The organism is Gammaproteobacteria bacterium (assembly GCA_019748175.1).
GTDB lineage: Bacteria > Pseudomonadota > Gammaproteobacteria > JAIEPX01 > JAIEPX01 > JAIEPX01.
This window is the reverse complement of record JAIEPX010000028.1, coordinates 13,726-33,734: the sequence shown is the minus strand read 5'-3', so window position 1 is coordinate 33,734 and position 20,009 is coordinate 13,726. Positions and strand designations below refer to the sequence as shown.

General features: G+C 38.3%; 22 protein-coding genes and 5 tRNA genes. 16 read left to right on the top strand and 11 right to left on the bottom strand.

The genetic code is table 11. The features are described from left to right. Window positions 1-4: 4 nt before the first annotated feature. Window positions 5-1,132: a succinyl-diaminopimelate desuccinylase gene (gene dapE / locus K2X50_10240; GenBank protein ID MBX9587617.1), complete on the bottom strand. Its 1,128-nt coding sequence runs from the start codon at window positions 1,130-1,132 to the stop codon at window positions 5-7. Window positions 1,133-1,394: 262 nt separating this feature from the next. On the opposite strand from dapE, the gene K2X50_10235 reads away from it, so the two are divergent. Further along, window positions 1,395-2,339, top strand: a complete 945-nt coding sequence (locus K2X50_10235; protein MBX9587616.1) for a hypothetical protein — start codon at window positions 1,395-1,397, stop codon at window positions 2,337-2,339. 12 nt (window positions 2,340-2,351) lie between these two features. On the opposite strand, the gene dapD is transcribed toward K2X50_10235, so the two are convergent. Continuing rightward, window positions 2,352-3,170: a 2,3,4,5-tetrahydropyridine-2,6-dicarboxylate N-succinyltransferase gene (gene dapD / locus K2X50_10230; protein ID MBX9587615.1), complete on the bottom strand. Its 819-nt coding sequence runs from the start codon at window positions 3,168-3,170 to the stop codon at window positions 2,352-2,354. Between the two features lie 145 nt (window positions 3,171-3,315). Between dapD and K2X50_10225 the strand changes: the two genes are divergently transcribed. The 9 genes from K2X50_10225 to lon all read left to right on the top strand — a co-directional run bounded on the left by K2X50_10225 (window position 3,316) and on the right by lon (window position 9,669). Continuing rightward, window positions 3,316-3,392: transfer RNA gene (locus tag K2X50_10225), tRNA-Pro, on the top strand. A 69-nt stretch (window positions 3,393-3,461) separates the two neighbouring features. Continuing rightward, a tRNA-Arg gene (locus tag K2X50_10220) sits at window positions 3,462-3,538 on the top strand. 18 nt (window positions 3,539-3,556) lie between these two features. Further along, a tRNA-His gene (locus tag K2X50_10215) sits at window positions 3,557-3,632 on the top strand. Between the two features lie 14 nt (window positions 3,633-3,646). Next, window positions 3,647-3,722, top strand: a tRNA-Lys gene (locus K2X50_10210). A gap of 15 nt (window positions 3,723-3,737) precedes the next feature. Beyond that, window positions 3,738-3,822: transfer RNA gene (locus tag K2X50_10205), tRNA-Leu, on the top strand. A 34-nt stretch (window positions 3,823-3,856) separates the two neighbouring features. Beyond that, window positions 3,857-5,167 carry a trigger factor gene (tig, locus tag K2X50_10200; GenBank protein MBX9587614.1) on the top strand — a complete coding sequence of 437 codons (1,311 nt, stop codon included), beginning with the start codon at window positions 3,857-3,859 and terminating at the stop codon, window positions 5,165-5,167. Window positions 5,168-5,171: 4 nt separating this feature from the next. Next, window positions 5,172-5,801 carry an ATP-dependent Clp protease proteolytic subunit gene (locus K2X50_10195; protein ID MBX9587613.1) on the top strand — a complete coding sequence of 210 codons (630 nt, stop codon included), beginning with the start codon at window positions 5,172-5,174 and terminating at the stop codon, window positions 5,799-5,801. A gap of 117 nt (window positions 5,802-5,918) precedes the next feature. Further along, window positions 5,919-7,232 (top strand): ATP-dependent protease ATP-binding subunit ClpX, encoded by a 1,314-nt coding sequence (gene clpX, locus K2X50_10190; GenBank protein ID MBX9587612.1) that lies wholly within the window; start codon window positions 5,919-5,921, stop codon window positions 7,230-7,232. Between the two features lies 1 nt (window position 7,233). Then, entirely contained in the window at window positions 7,234-9,669 is a 2,436-nt protein-coding gene (lon, locus tag K2X50_10185; protein ID MBX9587611.1) for an endopeptidase La, read from the top strand. A 218-nt stretch (window positions 9,670-9,887) separates the two neighbouring features. Here lon and K2X50_10180 read toward each other — a convergent pair whose 3' ends face one another. The 5 genes from K2X50_10180 to raiA are packed head-to-tail and all read right to left on the bottom strand — an operon-like array spanning window position 9,888 to window position 11,829. Beyond that, window positions 9,888-10,157, bottom strand: a complete 270-nt coding sequence (locus K2X50_10180) for an HPr family phosphocarrier protein (GenBank protein MBX9587610.1) — start codon at window positions 10,155-10,157, stop codon at window positions 9,888-9,890. Then, window positions 10,150-10,566 carry a PTS sugar transporter subunit IIA gene (locus K2X50_10175; GenBank protein ID MBX9587609.1) on the bottom strand — a complete coding sequence of 139 codons (417 nt, stop codon included), beginning with the start codon at window positions 10,564-10,566 and terminating at the stop codon, window positions 10,150-10,152. The genes K2X50_10180 and K2X50_10175 overlap by 8 nt, the downstream gene beginning before the upstream one ends. Further along, window positions 10,563-11,090, bottom strand: a complete 528-nt coding sequence (locus K2X50_10170; protein ID MBX9587608.1) for a hypothetical protein — start codon at window positions 11,088-11,090, stop codon at window positions 10,563-10,565. The genes K2X50_10175 and K2X50_10170 overlap by 4 nt, the downstream gene beginning before the upstream one ends. Then, the gene (locus K2X50_10165) at window positions 11,087-11,542 is read right to left on the bottom strand and encodes a PTS sugar transporter subunit IIA (protein ID MBX9587607.1); all 456 of its coding nucleotides are present in this window, start codon (window positions 11,540-11,542) and stop codon (window positions 11,087-11,089) included. The genes K2X50_10170 and K2X50_10165 overlap by 4 nt, the downstream gene beginning before the upstream one ends. An 8-nt stretch (window positions 11,543-11,550) precedes the next feature. Then, on the bottom strand, window positions 11,551-11,829 hold the full coding sequence (gene raiA, locus K2X50_10160; protein MBX9587606.1) for a ribosome-associated translation inhibitor RaiA: 279 nt from the start codon (window positions 11,827-11,829) through the stop codon (window positions 11,551-11,553). Between the two features lie 573 nt (window positions 11,830-12,402). Here raiA and K2X50_10155 point away from each other — a divergent pair. Continuing rightward, window positions 12,403-12,726 (top strand): hypothetical protein, encoded by a 324-nt coding sequence (locus K2X50_10155; GenBank protein MBX9587605.1) that lies wholly within the window; start codon window positions 12,403-12,405, stop codon window positions 12,724-12,726. A 97-nt stretch (window positions 12,727-12,823) separates the two neighbouring features. Further along, window positions 12,824-13,783, top strand: a complete 960-nt coding sequence (locus tag K2X50_10150; protein MBX9587604.1) for a hypothetical protein — start codon at window positions 12,824-12,826, stop codon at window positions 13,781-13,783. Between the two features lie 102 nt (window positions 13,784-13,885). On the opposite strand, the gene K2X50_10145 is transcribed toward K2X50_10150, so the two are convergent. Next, window positions 13,886-14,155, bottom strand: a complete 270-nt coding sequence (locus tag K2X50_10145) for a hypothetical protein (GenBank protein MBX9587603.1) — start codon at window positions 14,153-14,155, stop codon at window positions 13,886-13,888. A gap of 299 nt (window positions 14,156-14,454) precedes the next feature. Here K2X50_10145 and K2X50_10140 point away from each other — a divergent pair, with 299 nt between their 5' ends. Both K2X50_10140 and K2X50_10135 read left to right on the top strand, forming a co-directional pair. After that, complete coding sequence (locus K2X50_10140; GenBank protein ID MBX9587602.1) at window positions 14,455-15,135, top strand: hypothetical protein; 681 nt, start codon at window positions 14,455-14,457, stop codon at window positions 15,133-15,135. Continuing rightward, window positions 15,120-15,524 (top strand): SIR2 family protein, encoded by a 405-nt coding sequence (locus tag K2X50_10135; protein MBX9587601.1) that lies wholly within the window; start codon window positions 15,120-15,122, stop codon window positions 15,522-15,524. The genes K2X50_10140 and K2X50_10135 overlap by 16 nt, the downstream gene beginning before the upstream one ends. Before the next feature lie 126 nt (window positions 15,525-15,650). On the opposite strand, the gene K2X50_10130 is transcribed toward K2X50_10135, so the two are convergent. The 3 genes from K2X50_10130 to lptA all read right to left on the bottom strand — a co-directional run bounded on the left by K2X50_10130 (window position 15,651) and on the right by lptA (window position 17,394). Then, window positions 15,651-16,037: a DUF1761 domain-containing protein gene (locus K2X50_10130; GenBank protein ID MBX9587600.1), complete on the bottom strand. Its 387-nt coding sequence runs from the start codon at window positions 16,035-16,037 to the stop codon at window positions 15,651-15,653. Window positions 16,038-16,138: 101 nt separating this feature from the next. Beyond that, on the bottom strand, window positions 16,139-16,894 hold the full coding sequence (gene lptB, locus K2X50_10125; protein ID MBX9587599.1) for an LPS export ABC transporter ATP-binding protein: 756 nt from the start codon (window positions 16,892-16,894) through the stop codon (window positions 16,139-16,141). Then, entirely contained in the window at window positions 16,891-17,394 is a 504-nt protein-coding gene (gene lptA, locus K2X50_10120) for a lipopolysaccharide transport periplasmic protein LptA (GenBank protein ID MBX9587598.1), read from the bottom strand. Before lptA ends, lptB begins: the two co-directional genes overlap by 4 nt. 248 nt (window positions 17,395-17,642) lie before the next feature. Here lptA and K2X50_10115 point away from each other — a divergent pair, with 248 nt between their 5' ends. Then, complete coding sequence (locus tag K2X50_10115; GenBank protein MBX9587597.1) at window positions 17,643-18,824, top strand: AAA family ATPase; 1,182 nt, start codon at window positions 17,643-17,645, stop codon at window positions 18,822-18,824. Window positions 18,825-19,112: 288 nt separating this feature from the next. After that, window positions 19,113-19,877, top strand: coding sequence for a hypothetical protein (locus K2X50_10110; protein MBX9587596.1), 765 nt, complete (start codon window positions 19,113-19,115; stop codon window positions 19,875-19,877). Window positions 19,878-20,009: the final 132 nt, after the last annotated feature.

Here is a 20,009-nt window from a genome sequence, read left to right as displayed (position 1 = left end):
TAGATTAGGAAAGAAGAAGTGACTCTAACGTTTTAATAAATATTTCTGTTAATTGCGTTAAATCATTGACGATTGTGTTTTCGTTAACTTGATGAATACTTTGATTAATCACTCCAAATTCTATGACTTGAGCCCCTGTTTTTGAGATAAATCTTCCGTCCGAAGTTCCCCCTGTGGTACTCAATTGTGGTGAAATTCCAGTTGTGTTTTTGATGGCATTACTCAATGCTTGAGTTAATTCTCCAGGATGTGTGATAAAAGGTTCTGCACCATGTGTCCAGAGAATATCATATTTTAATTGTTGATCTTTGAGTATTGTCTCAATGCGTTCTTTAATTTTTTCAGCAGTCTGCTTTGGAGAGTAGCGTAAATTAAAGTGGGCTTCTAATTTACCCGGAATAACATTTCCAGCACCTGTGCCGCTGTGGATGTTGGAAAATTGTAAAGATGTGGGTTGAAAATGTTCGTCGCCATTATCCCAACTGATCTGACTCATTGTATGAAGAGCCATAAAGGATCGATGAATAGGATTTTCAGCTAGTTGCGGATAGGCGATATGACCTTGTTTTCCATGAATCGTTAATTTCGCTGATAGTGATCCACGTCGCCCATTTTTTATGGTATCGCCAAATTGCTGATCACTTGTTGCTTCGCCCACAATGCAATAATCGATAGCTCGATCGGAGGGTGGGAGGTTAGCGAGTACTTTTTGTGTTCCATCTATTGCGTCACCTTCTTCATCACTTGTGATCAAAAAGGCGATGGATCCTGAATGATTAGGATATTTTGAAACAAATTTTTCTGCAGCGCAAACCATCGCAGCAACGCCACTTTTCATATCAGCTGCACCGCGACCAAAAAGTTTACCATCAACAATGGTAGGTTCGAATGGCGGGTATTGCCACGCATCGAGAGGTCCTGGCGGAACAACGTCGGTGTGACCACAAAACACTAATAGTGGAGCAGACTTTCCTCGTCGAGCCCAAAGATTTTTTACGTTGCTAAAAGGATAATGCGTGATAGAAAAACCCATTTTTTCTAAACGTGCCGCGAGAATTGATTGGCAAGCGCCATCTTCGGGAGTAATTGAGGGCTCACGTATCAGTTGTTGAGCAAGCTCGAGAGTGTCCATAAAGCCGTTGTCCACGCTGTTAGTTGATATGTTTTAATCTAGCAAACTCTTCCGGGTTGGTCCACTTTTAAGTGCAGGTATTTGGTTTTTGCGCGTGGTCCCCTATATTTGTAAGAATTTATACCTGATTGATAGGTATATTGTACCTCTATAAAAATTCTAAGAATGAGAATATAATGCGATTTTGTGTCTAGCCTGGATACTACATGAATAATACTACGAGAATTATTATGCAATATCCAAGTTAAGTACGGAGGTAAGTATGGAAATTCAGGAAGAGTTTATTGCAGTATTAGTGATATACGATCATGATCTCACTGTGACCAAACGCCATAGTGAAGGAGCCAGATGCCGACGCTCCTTTGAGAAACCGTATGAAATGAATCTTCGAGTATTACCCTCATTGCGAACTCATATCCAAGCATTAAGCGTATGCAAAAATAAAAAAGTTCTTTTTGGTGTTGCGACTTTGGGAGAATTTGAAGAGCGAATTTTTGAATCTTGGAAAGTGCTAGGTGTCGAAAAAGAAGATTTATTAGTCTGTGCGAAATTCCTTGATGAGGAAACGCTTGCTGAGATGGGTAAGTATTTGCATATTGTGAATATACTTTCGCAACTTTATTCAAAACATCCTAATGTAAAAATTGAGCATGTCTATGTTGTTGACGATTCTCTTGCTGTCATCAATGCTTTAGAAAAATTTGCTGAGCTTATTAAGCAATCTGCTTGGAAAGATGATCCTCGGTTTAATATTTCTATTGAAGGAATTCTGGTTCCTAGACCAGAATTGGAATATGAAATGATTGAGGTGGAAGGTAAATTTCCTCGTGCTGTGATTAAAATGCGCAGAGATGAAATACTGCAAGCGAATGTTTGTGTCGAATTACCCTTTAGTGAACGTAGATTTGTGGATGTGCTTAATTTACTTGAAGAAAAAATTGATCATGAAAAAAAATTTAGATCTTTAGTTGGCACGTTATCTCAATGTTTAAAAGAAAAGAAAGCTGCTCAAAAAAAAGAACAAAGATGTTTGGCTAAGTCTTTGGATGGAATGTTCGTGATGAAGTCTAGAGTAAAAAGAGAGCTCTTAAATATCAGTAATAGTAGTGATTCGTTAGGCGGCTCGGTTTATAATTCAATTTCTGATGCGGAAGGAGAAGAAAATAAATCGTGTGATGATCAAGAAAATTTATTTAGATCGGCATAATATTATTGAAGTTTAGTCTCTTAGAAGAGTGTTAATATCAACTTTCGCACGTGTTTTCTCATCCACGCGTTTAACGATCACTGCGCAATATAAGCTATATTTTCCATCTTTAGAGGGTAAATTTCCGGGAACAACGACTGCTCCTGCAGGAACTCGCCCGTAACTAATTTCGCCGGTTTCTCGATCATAAATTTTTGTGCTTTGACCAATATAAACACCCATGGAAATTACAGCGCCAGTTTCTACAATCACACCTTCAACAATTTCTGATCGTGCACCAATAAAACAATTGTCTTCAATAATGGTTGGATTAGATTGCAATGGTTCTAGCACTCCGCCAATGCCTACACCGCCAGATAAATGAACATTTTTGCCGATTTGTGCGCATGAACCCACTGTGGCCCAGGTATCAACCATCGTGCCGGTATCGATAAAAGCACCAATATTGATGTACGAAGGCATTAACACAGTTCCTGCAGCAATAAAGGCCCCATGTCTTACGCACGCCGGTGGTACAATACGAACACCTTGTTTTTCCAATTGTTCGGGAGAGTAGTCGGTAAATTTCATCGGGACTTTATCGTAGAATTGAGTGAAGCCGCCTTGCATTGAAGAATTAGAATTGACGCGAAAATACAGTAATACGGCTTTTTTTAGCCACTGATTTACTTTCCATCCATCAGGCGTTTTTTCAGCGACGCGAGTTAAACCACGATTCAATAAATCAATCGATGTGATAATAGCATCGAGAATTGTGCTATCGACATTTTTAGGTGTAATCGATTGTCGGTGTTCGTAAGCATTGTCGATGATTTCAGCGAGGTCTTGCATATTGGTCTCTAAATCCAGGATATATTACTGAAGATGATCATCACGATGATACCCTATATGGTGATGGTGTCAAATCTCAAGATTCAAATCGTTAAATTGAGATTTGACACCATCACCATTTGCTAAGTATGATACCGGATTCTTTCGGGGTATAGCGCAGTCTGGTAGCGCGCCTGCTTTGGGAGCAGGATGTCGGGGGTTCAAATCCCTCTACCCCGACCATGTTAAAGAGTAATGGTGTCAAGACTCAAATCGTTAAGTTGGGCCTCGGTACTATTGCGCAAGGTTTGTGCGCCTGTAGCTCAACCGGATAGAGCACCGGCCTTCTAAGCCGGGGGTTGCAGGTTCGAGTCCTGCCTGGCGCGCCAGTTAGGCGATGTGTCTTGGTGGGTGTAGCTCAGTTGGTAGAGCGCCGGATTGTGATTCCGGTGGTCGTGGGTTCAAGTCCCATCACTCACCCCAAAATGCTAAACGTTGGGTCGTTAGCTCAGTTGGTAGAGCAGCTGACTCTTAATCAGCGGGTCGTAGGTTCGAAACCTACACGACCCACCAATCGGTGGAAGGTCCGCGAGAGTGGCGAAATTGGTAGACGCGCTGGATTTAGGTTCCAGTGGGGTAACCTGTGAGAGTTCGAGTCTCTCCTCTCGCACCAATTTTAGGTATTAATTTTTTAGAGGTCTATGATCATGTCAGAAGTGGTAGAGCGATTGAGTGAATTAAAGAGAAAGATCACGGTTACAATTCTTGATCACGATATAGAGCAAGAAGTGCTGAAGCAACTCGAAGAATTAACGGGCAAAGTAAAATTGAAAGGATTTCGACCTGGAAAAGTACCTTTAATTGAAGTTAAACGTCGATATGGTAAATCAGTACGTGATGATGTTGTTCAAAAATTAGTAGGCACCAAATTAGAAAGCATCGTAAAAGAACAAGAATTAAAAATTGCTAGCTCACCCCATATCGAGCTGTTACCTGCAGATTCAAATCAACAAGTGCAATGCGAAGCGATTTTTGAAGTGTACCCTGAATTTAAGCTAGCTTCACTCAAAGGAATCAAAATTCAGCAAGTTAAATCAAGTGTGTCATCAGCAGATGTTGATAAAATGCTTGATAAAATGCAACGACAGCATGCTAAATGGACTGAAGTGAATGGGCCTGCAAAATTGGGTGATAAACTCGTCATTAATTTTGTGGGTAAAATTGACGGAAAAGAATTTGATGGCGGAAGTGCAAAAGATGTTGAGTTAGAATTAGGTAGCAAAATGATGATCCCTGGATTTGAAGATGGGTTAATCGGGGTCGAAAAAAATCAACAACGTTCATTATCTTTGAAATTTCCAAAAGATTATCATGCGAAAGATTTTGCTGGAAAAGCAGCGGAATTTGATGTGACAGTGAATAAAATTTCTACGCCTGAATTACCTGAGATGAACGAAGAATTCGCTACGAAATTCGGCGTTAAAGAAGGTGGAGTCCCTGCGTTACGAAAAGATATCGAAGATAATATGCGTAAGGATATTGAGCAACGCAGTAAAGATCGAGTTAAACAAGATCTGATGAAGATTTTGATTGAGAAAAATGTTTTTGAAATTCCTACGTCACTTATTGATCGAGAAATTAAACGATCGCAAGAAGAATTTTTAGAGCGAATGGGCGGTAAAAATAAAAATTTAATCGATGCTTTACCACGAGAGCATTTTGAAGAAAAGGCAATTCAAAACGTAAAATTAGGACTGTTATTCTCAGAAGCCATCGAACATTTTGATTTGAAAGTCGATGAAAATCGAGTGATGACAAAATTACAAGAGTTTGCTGCTTCTTACGAGCATCCTGCGGAATTTGTAGAGCTTTATAAAAAGAATCCACGCAGTATGGATTATTTTCGATCTAACGTGCTTGAAGAGCAAGTGGTTGAAAAATTCTTGGAAGAAGTTGAGGTGACTGAGAAGCAACTCTCTTATGACGAGTTTATGAACCCTAAACACGAGGAAGTGTAGTACCATGTTTACGAATCAGCTAGTGCCTATGGTGGTTGAACAATCAGCTCGTGGAGAGCGTGCGTATGATATCTATTCACGATTACTCAAAGAACGAGTTATTTTTTTAGTGGGTGAAGTTGAGCCTCATATGGCTAATTTAGTGATTGCGCAATTATTATTTTTGGAATCCGAAAATCCAGATAAGGATATTAGTCTTTATATTAACTCTCCTGGCGGTCATGTGACTGCTGGAATGGCGATTTACGATACGATGCAATTTATTAAGCCAGATGTGAGTACTTTGTGCTTCGGTTTAGGCGCCAGCATTGCCTCATTGTTATTATGCGCAGGGGCAAAAGGTAAACGTTTCTGTTTGCCCAATTCTACCATAATGATTCATCAAGTATTAGGCGGTTATCAAGGGCAAGGGTCAGATATACAGATTCATGCTAAGGAAACCCAGCGGGTGAGTGATCAAGTGAATGCGGTATACTCTAAGCATACTGGTAAGTCACCTGATATCATTGAAAAAGATCTCAATCGAGATCATTACATGTCGGCAGAGCACGCCGTTTCGTATGGTCTTGTCGATGCCATTATTGCCACGCGTGCTGATGCGGGTATTATGCTTCCAAAGGTAGAAATTGCCTGATTTCGCTTTTTCTGATCAATCCACTCGCCATCCGTCTTTCTCAGACAAATTCGGATATTCGCGCTATAATTGAAATATGGGAAATAGTCCATATATAAGATACTAGAGGGGTAACAAATGAGTGAAGAAATGAAGGGCATGTACTGTTCTTTTTGTAATAAAAGCCAGCATGATGTGCGAAAATTGATTGCCGGACCAGGCGTTTTTGTCTGTGATGAATGTGTAGCTTTATGCAATGATATTATTCGTGAAGAGGCTGGAAGCATCTCTGAGGTTAAGGCTGATACAAAACTGCCCACTCCAACTGAAATTAAAACCGCTTTAGACGAATACGTGATCGGTCAAGATTTCGCCAAAAAGGCTTTATCTGTTGCTGTCTACAATCATTATAAGCGTCTGTACAGTGATCCTGGTAATAATGAAGTTGAGCTTGGGAAAAGTAATATTCTGCTCATTGGTCCAACAGGGTCTGGTAAAACGTTATTGGCTCAAACCTTAGCTAAAATTCTTGATGTACCTTTCACAATTGCTGATGCGACCACGCTTACTGAAGCGGGTTATGTGGGTGAAGACGTTGAAAATATTATTCAAAAATTATTGCAAAATTGCGATTATAGCGTTGAAAAAGCGCAGAGTGGAATTGTATACATCGATGAAATCGATAAGATTTCTCGCAAATCTGAAAATCCTTCGATTACACGTGATGTTTCTGGAGAAGGTGTTCAGCAAGCGTTGTTAAAATTAATCGAAGGCACTGTTGCGAGTATTCCGCCACAAGGTGGGCGTAAACATCCTCAACAAGAATTTTTGCATGTCAATACATCGAATATTTTATTTATTTGTGGCGGCGCATTTTCTGACTTAGATAAAGTTATTCGTCAGCGCACAGAAAAAAGTGGAATAGGATTCTCTGCAAATGTGCATAGTCAAAAAGATCAAAAAATATTTAGTGAATTAATGAAGCTCGTTGAGCCAGAAGATTTAATTCGTTTTGGATTAATTCCTGAATTTATTGGTCGATTACCAGTAATTGCAGTGCTGGATGAGTTGGATGAAAATGCATTAATGTCAATTTTAACAGAACCACGAAATGCATTGACAAAGCAATATGCAAAATTATTTGGTATGGAAAATGTCGAATTAGAATTTCGTCCCGATGCATTGCGTGAAGTCGCTAAACGATCGATGGCACGTAAATCGGGGGCGCGTGGACTTCGTTCGATTTTAGAACATGTTTTGTTAAATACCATGTATGAATTACCTTCAATTGAAAATCTCAGTAAAGTAGTGATTGATGCGTCAGTCATTCAAGGAAAGAGTGAACCTTTATTAATTTATGCCGGTGATGGTGAAGTCAGTTCAAAAACTCAAGAGAAAGCCACTGTGAGTGAAGCTGCGGTACCGAAATCTGCTAGAAAGGGAGAGCGTTAATATGCCTACAACTAAAGCTATGATTTATCCTGTATTACCTTTGCGTGATGTGGTTGTATATCCGCACATGGTGATACCACTATTCGTGGGTCGAGAAAAATCCATTAAGGCACTTGATGCGGCTATGGAAGGTGATAAGCAGATTTTCTTAGTTGCTCAAAAAGAAGGTGGTATTAACGATCCTAAAACACAGGATATGTACCAGGTCGGAACCTTATCGACTGTTCTGCAAATGCTAAAATTACCCGATGGAACGGTTAAAGTATTGGTAGAAGGAAATCAACGTGCTGATGTTGTCAGTTTTACTGAAGGCACTGATTATTCAACCGCAGAAATATCTTTTGTACATGAAGTGATAGAGCCCGAAGAAGATTTATCGATTATTATTCGTTCGCTGTTGACGTGTTTTGAAGAATACGTGAAAATAAATAAGCGTATTCCACCAGAAATTCTTAATTCATTAGCAGGCATTGAAAATCCTGCTCGATTGGCGGACACAATTGCCGCTCATGTTCCATTAAGTTTACATGACAAACAACTGATTTTGGAAGCTCGGGATATTCGTTCGCGATTAGAATTAGTCCTTGTTCATTTCGAAGCTGAAATTGATAAAATGCGACTCGATAAACGTGTACAAAAACGCGTTAAATCTCAAATGGAAAAGAGTCAGCGTGAATATTATCTCAATGAAAAAATGAAAGCGATTCAAAAAGAATTGGGTGAAATTGACGAATCAACTGGCATGACTGAATTAGAGCAGTTGGAAGATAAGATTAATAAAGCAGGTATGACGCAAGAAGCTAAAACGAAAGCGATGGCCGAATTGACTAAATTAAAGATGATGCCACTAATGTCGGCTGAGGCAACGGTTTCTCGAAATTATCTCGATTGGCTGTTATCAGTGCCTTGGAAGAAAAAAACCACTGTTAGTTCAGATTTATCAAAAGCTGAGGCGGTGTTAGAACATGATCATTTTGGTTTAGAGCGTGTTAAAGAGCGGATTATTGAATTTTTAGCTGTCCAGCAACGTGCGAAGAAAGTGAAAGGACCGATTTTATGCTTGGTAGGACCTCCTGGTGTTGGTAAAACATCGCTCGGTGAGTCTATTGCTCGGGCAACGGGTCGAGAGTTTGTGCGTATTTCTCTAGGTGGAATTCGAGATGAAGCTGAAATTCGTGGTCACCGACGTACTTATATTGGATCACTCCCAGGTAAAATCATTCAAAAATTGGCCAAAGTAAAAGTGCGTAATCCTTTATTTATGTTGGATGAAGTCGACAAAATGGCGATGGATTTTAGAGGTGATCCTGCATCGGCATTATTGGAGGTGTTAGATCCTGAACAAAATCATGCATTCAATGATCATTATTTAGAGGTTGACTATGATTTATCTGATGTGATGTTTATTGCAACATCGAATTCACTCAATATTCCTCCTGCATTATTAGATCGTATGGAAGTAATTCGTTTGGCGGGTTACACTGAAGATGAAAAACTTAATATTGCATTACGTTATCTTGTGACTAAACAATTTGAGCAAGCCGGATTAAAACCTGAAGAAATCAGTATAACAGAAAGTGGTATTCTCGAAATTATTCGGCATTATACTCGTGAAGCGGGTGTACGTAATTTAGAACGTGATATTGCAAAGATCTGTCGTAAAGTTGTAAAAGAGCTTTATTTCAAGAATAAAAAAGGTAAATCAAAGAAAGCTATTATTACGGGTCGCAATATTGAAAAATATTTGGGTGTGAAAAAATTCCGTTATGGTTCTGCTGAAGAACAAAATCAAGTGGGTCAGGTTACTGGTTTGGCTTGGACTGAAGTAGGCGGAGAGTTGCTTAAGATTGAGTCTGCTGTAATGCCTGGAAAAGGTAAAACGACGATTACAGGCCGTTTGGGTGATGTGATGCAAGAATCTATTCAAGCAGCAATGACAGTGGTGCGTTCACGTGCACATGTGCTTGGAATTCCAGATAAATTTTTCCAGGAAAATGATATTCATATACATGTTCCTGAAGGTGCAACACCTAAAGACGGTCCGAGCGCAGGTGTTGGTATGGTGACAACTATTGTGTCTGCGATTACAAAGATTCCTGTGCGCGCCGATGTTGCGATGACGGGTGAAATTACACTGCGCGGTGAAGTTTTACCGATCGGTGGATTAAAGGAAAAATTAATTGCTGCGCATCGTGGCCGTATTAAGAAAGTTTTAATTCCATTTGAAAATCAGCCTGAATTAAAAGAGATTCCAAAAAATATTACGCACGGATTGGAGATTATCCCTGTTCGATGGATTGATCAGGTCTTGGAAGTGGCATTGACTTATCAACCACAGCCTTTAACTGCTGCGGCTGAAGTTCCGCTGGAAGTTGTTGTTGCAAAATCAAAATCACGTAAGAAACCAAAACGCTCCGATGATACGCGTGCTCATTAATAGCATCTCCCGCTTAAGGATTTTGGGTGTTTTTTTGTCTCTCAATGCATTGTTCAGGGGTGTTGATTTTAAAAGCGGGAGATGCTTCCTTTGATATATTTAGGGCAGAGAATCACGACTCTCCCCTAAAACCCCTCATCGTGAAAGGAAGCTCTTCTAACGCCTTGAATGCAAATGATTTTACTTTAGCGGGAATTGCTGACTCATTATTATTATTCTTATTCAGCTTCGTCGAAGCGATTTTCAAAAAGGGCTTTGATTTGGGTGAAGGCTTCGAGTTCGTCGGAGCCGGAGACGGTGAGTTCGAGTTCAGTGCCTTTAGCAGCGCCGAGCATCATGATGCCCATAATGCTTTTGCAGTTGACTGTTTTATTATCGAGCGTGAGCTTTGATTCAGCAGAAAAATGACCAGCGAGATTGACGAGTTTAATGGATGCTCGCGCATGTAAACCTAATTTGTTGATGATGGTGACTTTTTCACTAATCATTATTCTTTTCCGAATCGTCTGAACGACACTCAACAATGCCACCTTGTCCACCTGATACAGCATTCGCAGCAATTTCGTCGAGCGATAAATTTGGATAGTTCATCACGCGTAATAACATGGGTAAGTTTAAACCGGTAACAATTCGAACATGGCCTGTTTCCAGTGTATCTTTGCAAATATTAGAAGGTGTGGAACCGTATAAATCAGTTAAAATTAAAACACCTTCACCAGAGTCAAGTTTAGCAATAGCATTTTTCACTAATAATTTTAATTTATCTGGGTCGGCATCAGAAGGGACTCCGACCGTTGAAAGTTTTAGAGGTAATTGATGATTAAACGATGTATCAATCGCATCAGCGAGTGCTTTGCCAATGTTATGATGGCTCACAATTAGAACTGCAACACTCATGAGGGTTGTCCCATATTTTCGTTGGTTTTTGCAATAAACGTTTGATTAAAGTCGAAGCCTTTTTTGCGCTGAATTGATTGCATGGTTGCTAATTCAATGAGCAGTGCAAGATTTCTTGAAGGAGCAGTGGTGAGCTGAACATAAGGTAATTCAGTATCGAGTAGGGAGTGAGTCGTATATTCAAGCATCAATGGATTCAGTGATTGTTTTGGTTCGTGCGGTAATAGATCAATGATGAGATCTACCACATGTTTTTTGCACAACGAGGATACACCATAATATTGTTCAACATGGATAACACCTAATTCACGGATATTTAAGCATCCAAAAAGAATATTGGGAGAACTTCCAACGATTTGATCATGCTCTTTTTCTAATGTGACGGCGTCATCACTCACAAGCTGATGACCTCTATCGATGAGATTCAGTGCTAATTCACTTTTTCCTATTCCACTAGGGCCTATGATAAAAATTCCTTGATTATAAATGCTCATTAATAAGCCAGTGGTTATGTGTGAAGTCATCGCAGTTTCCCCGTTACAATTCGAAATAAATCATCTTCAGATTTTGCATCGCGTAATTGTTCACGAAATGATTTTATCGAAAATAATTCTGCAAGTTTCGAGAGAATTTTCAAGTGTTCTTCAGTATTCTCAATAGGTATGAGTAACCCAAATAAAATATCGACGGGTTCATCATCAGGTGAATCAAAATTAATAGGATTGGCTAATTGGATGAGAGAAGCGAGTGGTTTGTCCAAACCTTCTAGTCGCGCGTGTGGAAGTGCGACTCCAAATCCTATAGCCGTGCTGCCTAATTTTTCTCTTTCAATTAAAGCATTCAGTGCATCTTTTTGTTTGATGGATGAGTTACCTTGAGTAGCAAGTAAGCAAACACTTTCAAGTGCGCTTTTTTTGCTGACGCAATTCGCTTTCGCTGCAAAATTCGATGCTGTAAGAAGTTCAGTAATGTTCATTGGATTGATTAGTGTTTGTCTTTGTGTTTTTCGATTTGACGAAGCAATTTGTCGATGACATTAAGTATGGATTTGTGCATATCATCCGATTCTGATTCAGCATGAAGCTCGGCACCGGGAATATGGACTTTGGCTTCAACAGAGTGGATTAATTTATTGACAGCCAGTACGACGTGGATGTTGGTTATTCTATCGTTTTGGCGCATGAGACGTTGAAATTTACTTTGCGTGAACTCGCGTAATGACTCGGTTATTTCAATGTTTTGACCGGTAAGCTGTAGTTGCATCAATCCCCCACTAATGACTAAAAGTGCTGGGGATTGTACTCCTTATTTTTGGGTTTGTCTCTAGCTATCAGTTCGTTAAGCCGAGACCTCGTATTCTTACTTATGAAGCTCCACCAGGTGGGTGCGGAAGGGTGGCGCTCTTAGACCTGAGCCCCTTGTGGATAGCGTTAATGACCGGCCAAAATAGGCTTTATATGGCCACTAGATATCTTATAATCTCCTGAGAAAGCTTATATTTTCTGGCATTTAGCCTATAGTGATATTTGAGGGTGTTATGATAATAGTAGCCAATCAGTTGGAGCCTATGACCGTTACTGCGGACCTCGTATTCATAAGAGCTAGATTGGAAAATTTCTTGCCATTACTTATAAAGCAGGCGGATTTAGCAAAGCGTTTGGCATTATCTTTAAAGTCATCCCCGCTGAATAGGGCATTCATATCTGACTCCTAGTGGTTAATAGGTACTCAAAATAGAGAGATAGCCCACGATCTTACCTAAAATAGGCATGTTATCATTGATTTTTTAACAGAAAGCGAGTACAATTATATAAATTTCTTAAGAAGCGAGGTACTATGAGATACAAAAGATTTCTTTCCAATATTGTTGGGGCATCTCAAACTAAGGCTCTAAAAGAAAAATTGGAATTACCTTCTTTTATCAACACTAGATCAGCTAATGACTTTTTTTTAATGATGTCTGAGTGGGATGAGGCAAAAAAATTATTTGAGTTAGGTGCTTACTCAGAAGCTAAACAACATATTACAAGAGCAGTAAATCTCTGTGTGGATCTTGAAGGTATTACACCCTTTATTGTTGGAACTTATTTGACTAGGCTTTCCAAATTTGAAAACGAAATAGAATCAAAAGATAACGGCTTGGCTCATAAGTTAACTTAATAACCTACACATTTTTTTCAATAATAATTTTGTAATCCAGTAAGAATAATGAAAACTTGAACTGAGAGGCATGTAATAAAAATAAAGGAGACTAGATTTGAAACGTTTTTTTTCCACAGTAAATTCACGTCCTGGTTCATTAATGGGGCTAGGAAGCTTAAGCGATCTTGAGAATTTACCAATCTCGTTTCGCGTTGTCACTTGGCCACCATCAAGAAAGATTATGGTTAACAGATTTCTTCGAATTTATGATCGAGTTCCGTTAACTGCGGATGAAGTTAAGTTAGCTCTGCGAGAAAGCCAAGATGAGAATACACGTATAGACCCATATGGTCATTCGGCTGCTGAACTACGTGTTAATTTACAACATCCAGAACTTAATGATCAGCTTAGGATAAGAATTCAAGATCAGGCAAAACTTTCTAAAAAAGAAATGTCCTGTATTTCAAGCCTTTATGCGTACGTTAGTTGGTATCCCGACAGGAATTCTTCGACTGGGCGATTACTAAATCTAAGAGAACGCTTATTATTGATAAAATCGCCAGAACATCTTAACACTGATGCATTAAAGAAAGATCTTTTAGACATATTAACTTCTGAGTACAAGGCTACTTGCAACCCATATAACGCAGATGAAAAACAATATGGAGAGCCATTACCTGAAAGAATTTTAACTTTTACTAGTTTAGATTTTATCAGTATTACTGATACATTGTTTAAAATGATGAAATATCAAGTTTCAAATGCTCGTCTAGTTATGAATCAGGCTTCTGATCTTGGGACTTATTATGGAATTGATATGTTAGTGAGAAATATATTACATTCTTTAGCGCAACATGAAAAAATCGATCTCCCGGTTCATGTTTGTACGACAGCCGTATTGCGTTTGTTAAAAGATGGAGTAGGTAATGATTTATATACCCGAGCAGTGGACGAAGTAATTAACTCGAATCCAAAATTATCACATGGAATTCCCTTGGTTGATACAGTTCATTATCTTGCGAAGGAGATTCATAATCTATCTGAACTTTCAAATGCTCCTAGTCATAAGTTTTGACAAATTGAGGAGGGTAGGTGTCAGATCTAAGATCAGTGCTTCAAATTATATTACAGGACAAGTAGTGACCTTATAGATCTAACACTTGTTTTTTCCCCGCTGTTAATTTTCAGTTTTTTTAACATGCATAGCATGTGTTTTTTCAACAAAAGGTTCAAACTGAACATTATCTCCAATCTCAAAAGTTTCGAGTTCAATAGGGGAGGAAAGTTGTTTATGGTCACGAAGGTCATAAAGTAAATGCTCTGTGCTGTTTATATCACCCAGATGAGCAATATACTCCACACCGTTCTCACTAATACGATAGCCATATATCTGACCCTGTGGACTCGTGAGAAAATCTATTATTTTACCAGTATGATGAGATTGCATAATTTTTCTCCTAAATGTTTACACACTGTAAGTATAGTACATTTTATTAAATATATGAAAAACTGATAGTCATTGTATAGTCGATTGGTCCTCACAATGTATGTAAGGATTATTTCATATTTCAGGATTTGACTCCATTCCCCATTCGTGAAATCTACATGAGATGGGGGGCGAAAGGAGTCTGGTGGTTGTGAGGTTGAAAAGCCTAGATACAGAACTCATAAGAAAATATCTAAAAAGTAAATATATAGATTAAGATGAGCTATAATTATTATTGCATGAAACTGAAAGGATATTATATGAGTAGTAGTAATAATCGAAAATTAGTTATTTTAACAGGGGCAGGTTTTTCTAAGTCATTTGGACTTCCTTCAACTATAGATCTAAAAAATACTCTACATAATAAACTTAGCAACAATCCTGACCTTTTAGAGAAACTCAAATGTGAAAATGCCAATTTTGAAGATATCTGCAGTGAACTCGAAAATAAAAGCGATCATTCGAATTTTGAAGAATTCAAAAAAGCTGTTATAGATATATTTCGATCCATGATTGATCGTTACAATAATATTGAAGATGATATAAAACGTAATACAAGAAATCATTTTATCTTAAAATTCTTTGAAAATATAGATGAAAACGATTCTCTAGATGTTTTTACATTGAATATGGATGTATTATTTGAGCACCCTCAACTATTTCATTATCGAGGTGCAGGCAGTAATGATGGGATTGATTTGTATTACCCAGGTTTATTTAATATATGTAACTCTAAGCCCGAAGAATACAATAATTATTCTGACAGAAAAATAGACCGAATGTGTCATAATGCAATTATAGAAGAAGCTATAATAGACTATAGAAAAAAATATTCTGATGAATATTCTGAAACAAAAACATTAGATACTCTTATAATGAAAGCTCGCAAGGGATATTTAAAGTCAAAAAGCTCTTTTATTGGAAGTTGCATGGTTCAATAAGTTGGAAAGATAAAGAAAAAAATGACCTTTTAATATTTGGAAAAGAAAAGCATCTTGAAAATAATCCGTTGCTAAAGTTCTATCTTGATAATTTTGACGAAAAAATTAATATGAATGATGTTGTAATTATTGGTTATGGTTTTTGTGATGAGCATATTAATAAGATAATATATGATGCTGTTGAGAATTCAGGAACAAAAGTTCATGTCATAAACCCAGAAGCGGGTCTTGATCGACCATTTTATCGAGAAAAACTAGAGCGCATGGAGCCCCATATAACATTACACCCTTATACTTTTAATGATCTATATACATTCACTGAAACAAATTATCCATGGGGACTTGTTGAGCTCTACAAAATATTAAACCTAAAGATAAAAAAAAGATAAGAATTCAATTTTAAAATTTATGGAAAAAGAGGGGTCTATTAGAAGGTCCCTATCAAAGAATTACATCGTACATCGGGGTCAGATTAGGGATGAGTCAAGCAAAGATATGACCCCTGACGTGCTTTGTTAGTGCCACAATCCTAAAATCACACCATAGAGTGTGAATTGTAAAATATGATAGCCTGCGTCGATTAGAAAGATACTTAATTTTTTGCTGGAAAAGGCATAATTTACACCGAATGAAGTAGCGACGAGGCATGATCCGGTAATGAAACCAATACTGATTGCTGCCCATAGTTCAGGTGAATTACCAAGGAATTTCGCGAAGGCGAATGCACTGATAATCCAAAGAATAAATGCAGCCAGAAATACAAGCGCGGGGTGTGAAGGTTTATTTCCTTTGCACTCTTCACTATAAAATTTTCGAAATAAAATATTGTACCAGAGCCCGCCTAAAATAAATGAAGATAATACGCACGCTGCAATGGCCAATAAATTCAAGTTGGTCATCATGATGTTGCTCCTTTTAAAGTTTGCATAAAAGTTGAAAGGTAAAATTACAGGGAACCTATCTTAATTGAGTGCAGAGTAGAAGGATTAAGTTTGGGATTTTTCTAAGAAACGGACTCTTCTTCCTGTTTATGGAGGGCAAAATCTTGGCCTAGGTAAACATCACGGACTTTTTGATTGGAAAGAATAGCTTTGGGTGAACCTTCAGCAATAATTTCGCCGTTATTGAGAATGTAAGCGCGTTCGCAAATATCCAGAGTTTCTCGAACATTATGGTCAGTGATTAAAATGCCCAGCCCACGCTGTTTGAGGTGAGTGATCATTTTTTTGATTTCTTCAACGGAGAGAGGATCGACACCTGCAAAAGGTTCGTCGAGGAGAATGCATGACGGGTTCGAAGCTAAAGACCTCGCTATTTCAGTACGACGTCGTTCACCACCTGAAAGCGTAGCGCCTTTGTTGTGTCGCAAATGAGCTAAGTTAAATTCGTGTAATAAGTCTTCGAGGGCGGTTTGTTTTTCGTGAGCATTTAAATCCTGACGAATTTGCAGAGGTGCCAAAATATTTTCAGCCACCGTCAGGCCTCGATGAATGGAATTTTCTTGTGGAAGATAGCCCAGCCCCATTCGTGCGCGAGAGGATTCTGGCAGTGCGCTAATGTCAGTATTGTTAATGATAATCTGACCTTCATTGGGACGATGCAGACCGATGATTGTTTCAAAAATGGTGGTTTTGCCAGCGCCGTTGGGGCCTAATAACCCAACAATTTCACGAGGATTCACTTTTAGCGAGACGTTGTTGACTAGACGTCTTTTACGTCGAATGAGTACTACATTTTTGACTTCTACTGAGTTTGTCATTTGATTTCACTAGTTGCTTTGGCTATTGGTTCTAACACAATGATGGTTTTGCCCTGTGCGGACGGTTTTGAAACCACCGTTTCATTCGCAATATCAATCACAATGTGAGGCGATTTCATAACGTTTCCACCTTGTGAAACTTTCCCATTCTCTAACAGTTGCACGGTTGATTGAAGTGGGTTGAATTCGATCGTATTGGCCGAAGCATAGAGTCTTTGTCGTTGTGGGCTGGTCAATGTGCTATAAACGGCAGGGTGCCCTAATGCTTGCATTTTGTCAATCTTATTTTCGGTAGTAAAGTGTACGACGACTTGTTCAGCGTTAAGTGTGGTAGTGCCTTGTTTTGAAACGACATTGCCTTGATAGGTTAGTGTGTTAGTACGCTGATTAAATTGAGCCGAAGTCGACGAAATTGTGATGGGGGATTGTGAGTCAGAGGGCAGTGCGAAGCTTTGTGTGGGTATTATCACTAGGCTGAGCAGTGCGAGCAATCGGTTCATACTGACCTCTAATATCTGTTAGTAGTTTTAATGTGCCAGCTTTCATATCGCCGTGCAACCCTTTGCCCCGCAGAACAATTTGTGGGTCTTCGAATGGCATGACTTTCTAGTGCATATCAGGGTATAAACCAATAAATACGAGAGTCTTAGAGGATATGGAATAGACCCCATATTTTGAGCCAAAATATGGAGTCTATTCCATATTTGTGCTATGATTGCGATCTGACTATTAACAGAGCTTTATCTTTATGAATACTCAACACGTTATATTGCCTCGGTATCTCGATTTGGAGTTGCCGCGAAAGCAATCTGCTTTCTTATGGGGTGCCCGGAAAACGGGGAAATCAACTTATCTTAAAACAAAGTTCCCGGAGTCGGCATATTACAACCTTCTAAAGAATGATGTGTATATACGCTTATTAAAGTCACCACAGCTACTACGCGAAGAGGTTTTGTCTTTGGATGACGCATCTTATCAGCACCCCATTATTATTGATGAAATACAAAAAGTACCTGCATTATTAGATGAGGTACACTATTTGATTGAAAATTCACCCGCGAATTTTATTCTCTGCGGATCAAGTGCGAGAAAGTTAAAACGGATGGATGTTAATCTCCTAGGAGGGCGTGCCTGGCGCTATGAATTTTACCCACTCGTTTACCCCGAAATCCCTGATTTTGATCTATTACGTGCATTGAATTATGGACTGATACCTTCGCATTATTTAGCAGATCATTGGGAAAAAAGTGCAAAAGCTTACGTGAACGATTATTTAAAAGAGGAGATTCAAGCGGAGGCTTTAGTTCGCGACTTAAGATCGTTCGCTAATTTTTTGGACATAGCTGCTTTTTCCAATGGTGAGTTGATCAATTACACAAATATAGCGAGTGATTGTGGTGTTGATAATAAGACAGTAAAAGAGTATTACCAGATTCTTGTGGATACTCTTCTTGGTCACTATTTATATCCTTATAAAGAGAATAAAAAGCGCAAAGATTTAACGCGAACCCCAAAGTTTTATTTATTTGACGTAGGCATAACAAATCGCTTAATGAAGCGGCAGATTGCGGCGTTGCAAGGCGATGTAGCTGGGCGTTTGCTGGAACATTATATTTTGATGGAATTGATGGCCTATCGTGGATTAAATAATTTAGAATTTGAAATTAGTTTTTGGCGGGTACAAAGTGGTCTTGAAGTGGACTTTATTCTCGGAGATGGTGAAGTCGCCATTGAAGTCAAAATCAATGATATCTTAAAGAAATCCAATTTAAAAGGATTGCATGCATTCCAGGAAAGTTATCGACCAAAAAAATCAATCGTTGTGAATACATCGCCTAGAAGAAGAAAACTTACAGACAGTGGACAAGATATTGATGTTTACCCATGGCGTGAATTCTTGGAAGATCTGTGGGCGGGTAAGATTATATAAGCTTCTGGTTTGGCGGCTTTATTTCTAGAGATTTTCAACATTAGACCCTGGATTAGGCATCTGTTGTTGGATTAACTTTATCTAACAATGCATTTTTAATCCACCTAGGTATATGATCTGCTTTAATATCTAACTTTTTCCCAAATTCCATTTTTAGTTTAGCTCCCTCAGCTATTGATACGATAGTCTATAATTGTATTGTTAATGTTGTGTTTGATGGGTATAGATTTGAAAAAATATATATCCCGTTTCTTAGTAACCATATATTTTAATGGATGGAATATTATCATGAGATGTCGTTTAGTTGTTACAGTTGTATCTTTTTTTCTAGCTTTCTGCTTAAGCGTTTCCTTGGCTCAAAAATTGCAAGATCGCTCCACAGTGTCTCCTATTAGTATCTCAATTAACAATGATAATAATTCTTTGCCAAAGGAATCTTTAAGCTCAAACGTTGATAAATATGGCAATATAATCCTGTCATTTTTTACATTTCTCTTGGTTGTGGTAGGTGGGGTGCATATTTTGGTAATGATCTCCGCAAATAAAAAAGAATCGAGGGCGTATATCGGCGTTACTGGATTTAAATTAAATTGTAAAAAACTTAAAGAAGTAGAAAGCAAGCCTCTTGAGTTAAAACCTGGAGACCTAATACAGGATAATATAGTGGTATTTGTTAAGAATGGCGGTAAAACACCAGCACGAATTTTAAATTCACATTGCAGTATGCAATCTTTTTCTTTTGGGTACTTGTTGCCTAAAGATTTTAGTTATCTTGATATTAACACGTTTGAGCAAAATAACATTGGCCCTATGAATAGTCAAATTGTTCTTCTTCCAGGTGAGATCACTTGGTATAACTTTCCGGTAGATTTAAATGAAATAAAAAAGGCTAGGAATAAAGAGATAAGTTTATATTGTTACGGTCATATCGATTATTTGGATATTTTCAAAAAGCCTAGGATTACAAATTTTTGCGCACTTCTTGTTTTTCCAGATGAAAATGAGGCTGACGTGTCGTTTATTTTTTTTAACAAACATAACGATTATAGCTAACAATTAGTTTTGCTGTGTGCTTGTTGAAGTGTGTTCCTGATAATTCTATGTGCTTCAGCTAATTGCGACATCCAAAATCAAACGCTTGCGAGTATTTTAGTCATACTTTCTTACTTTATGTAGGTTTGAATA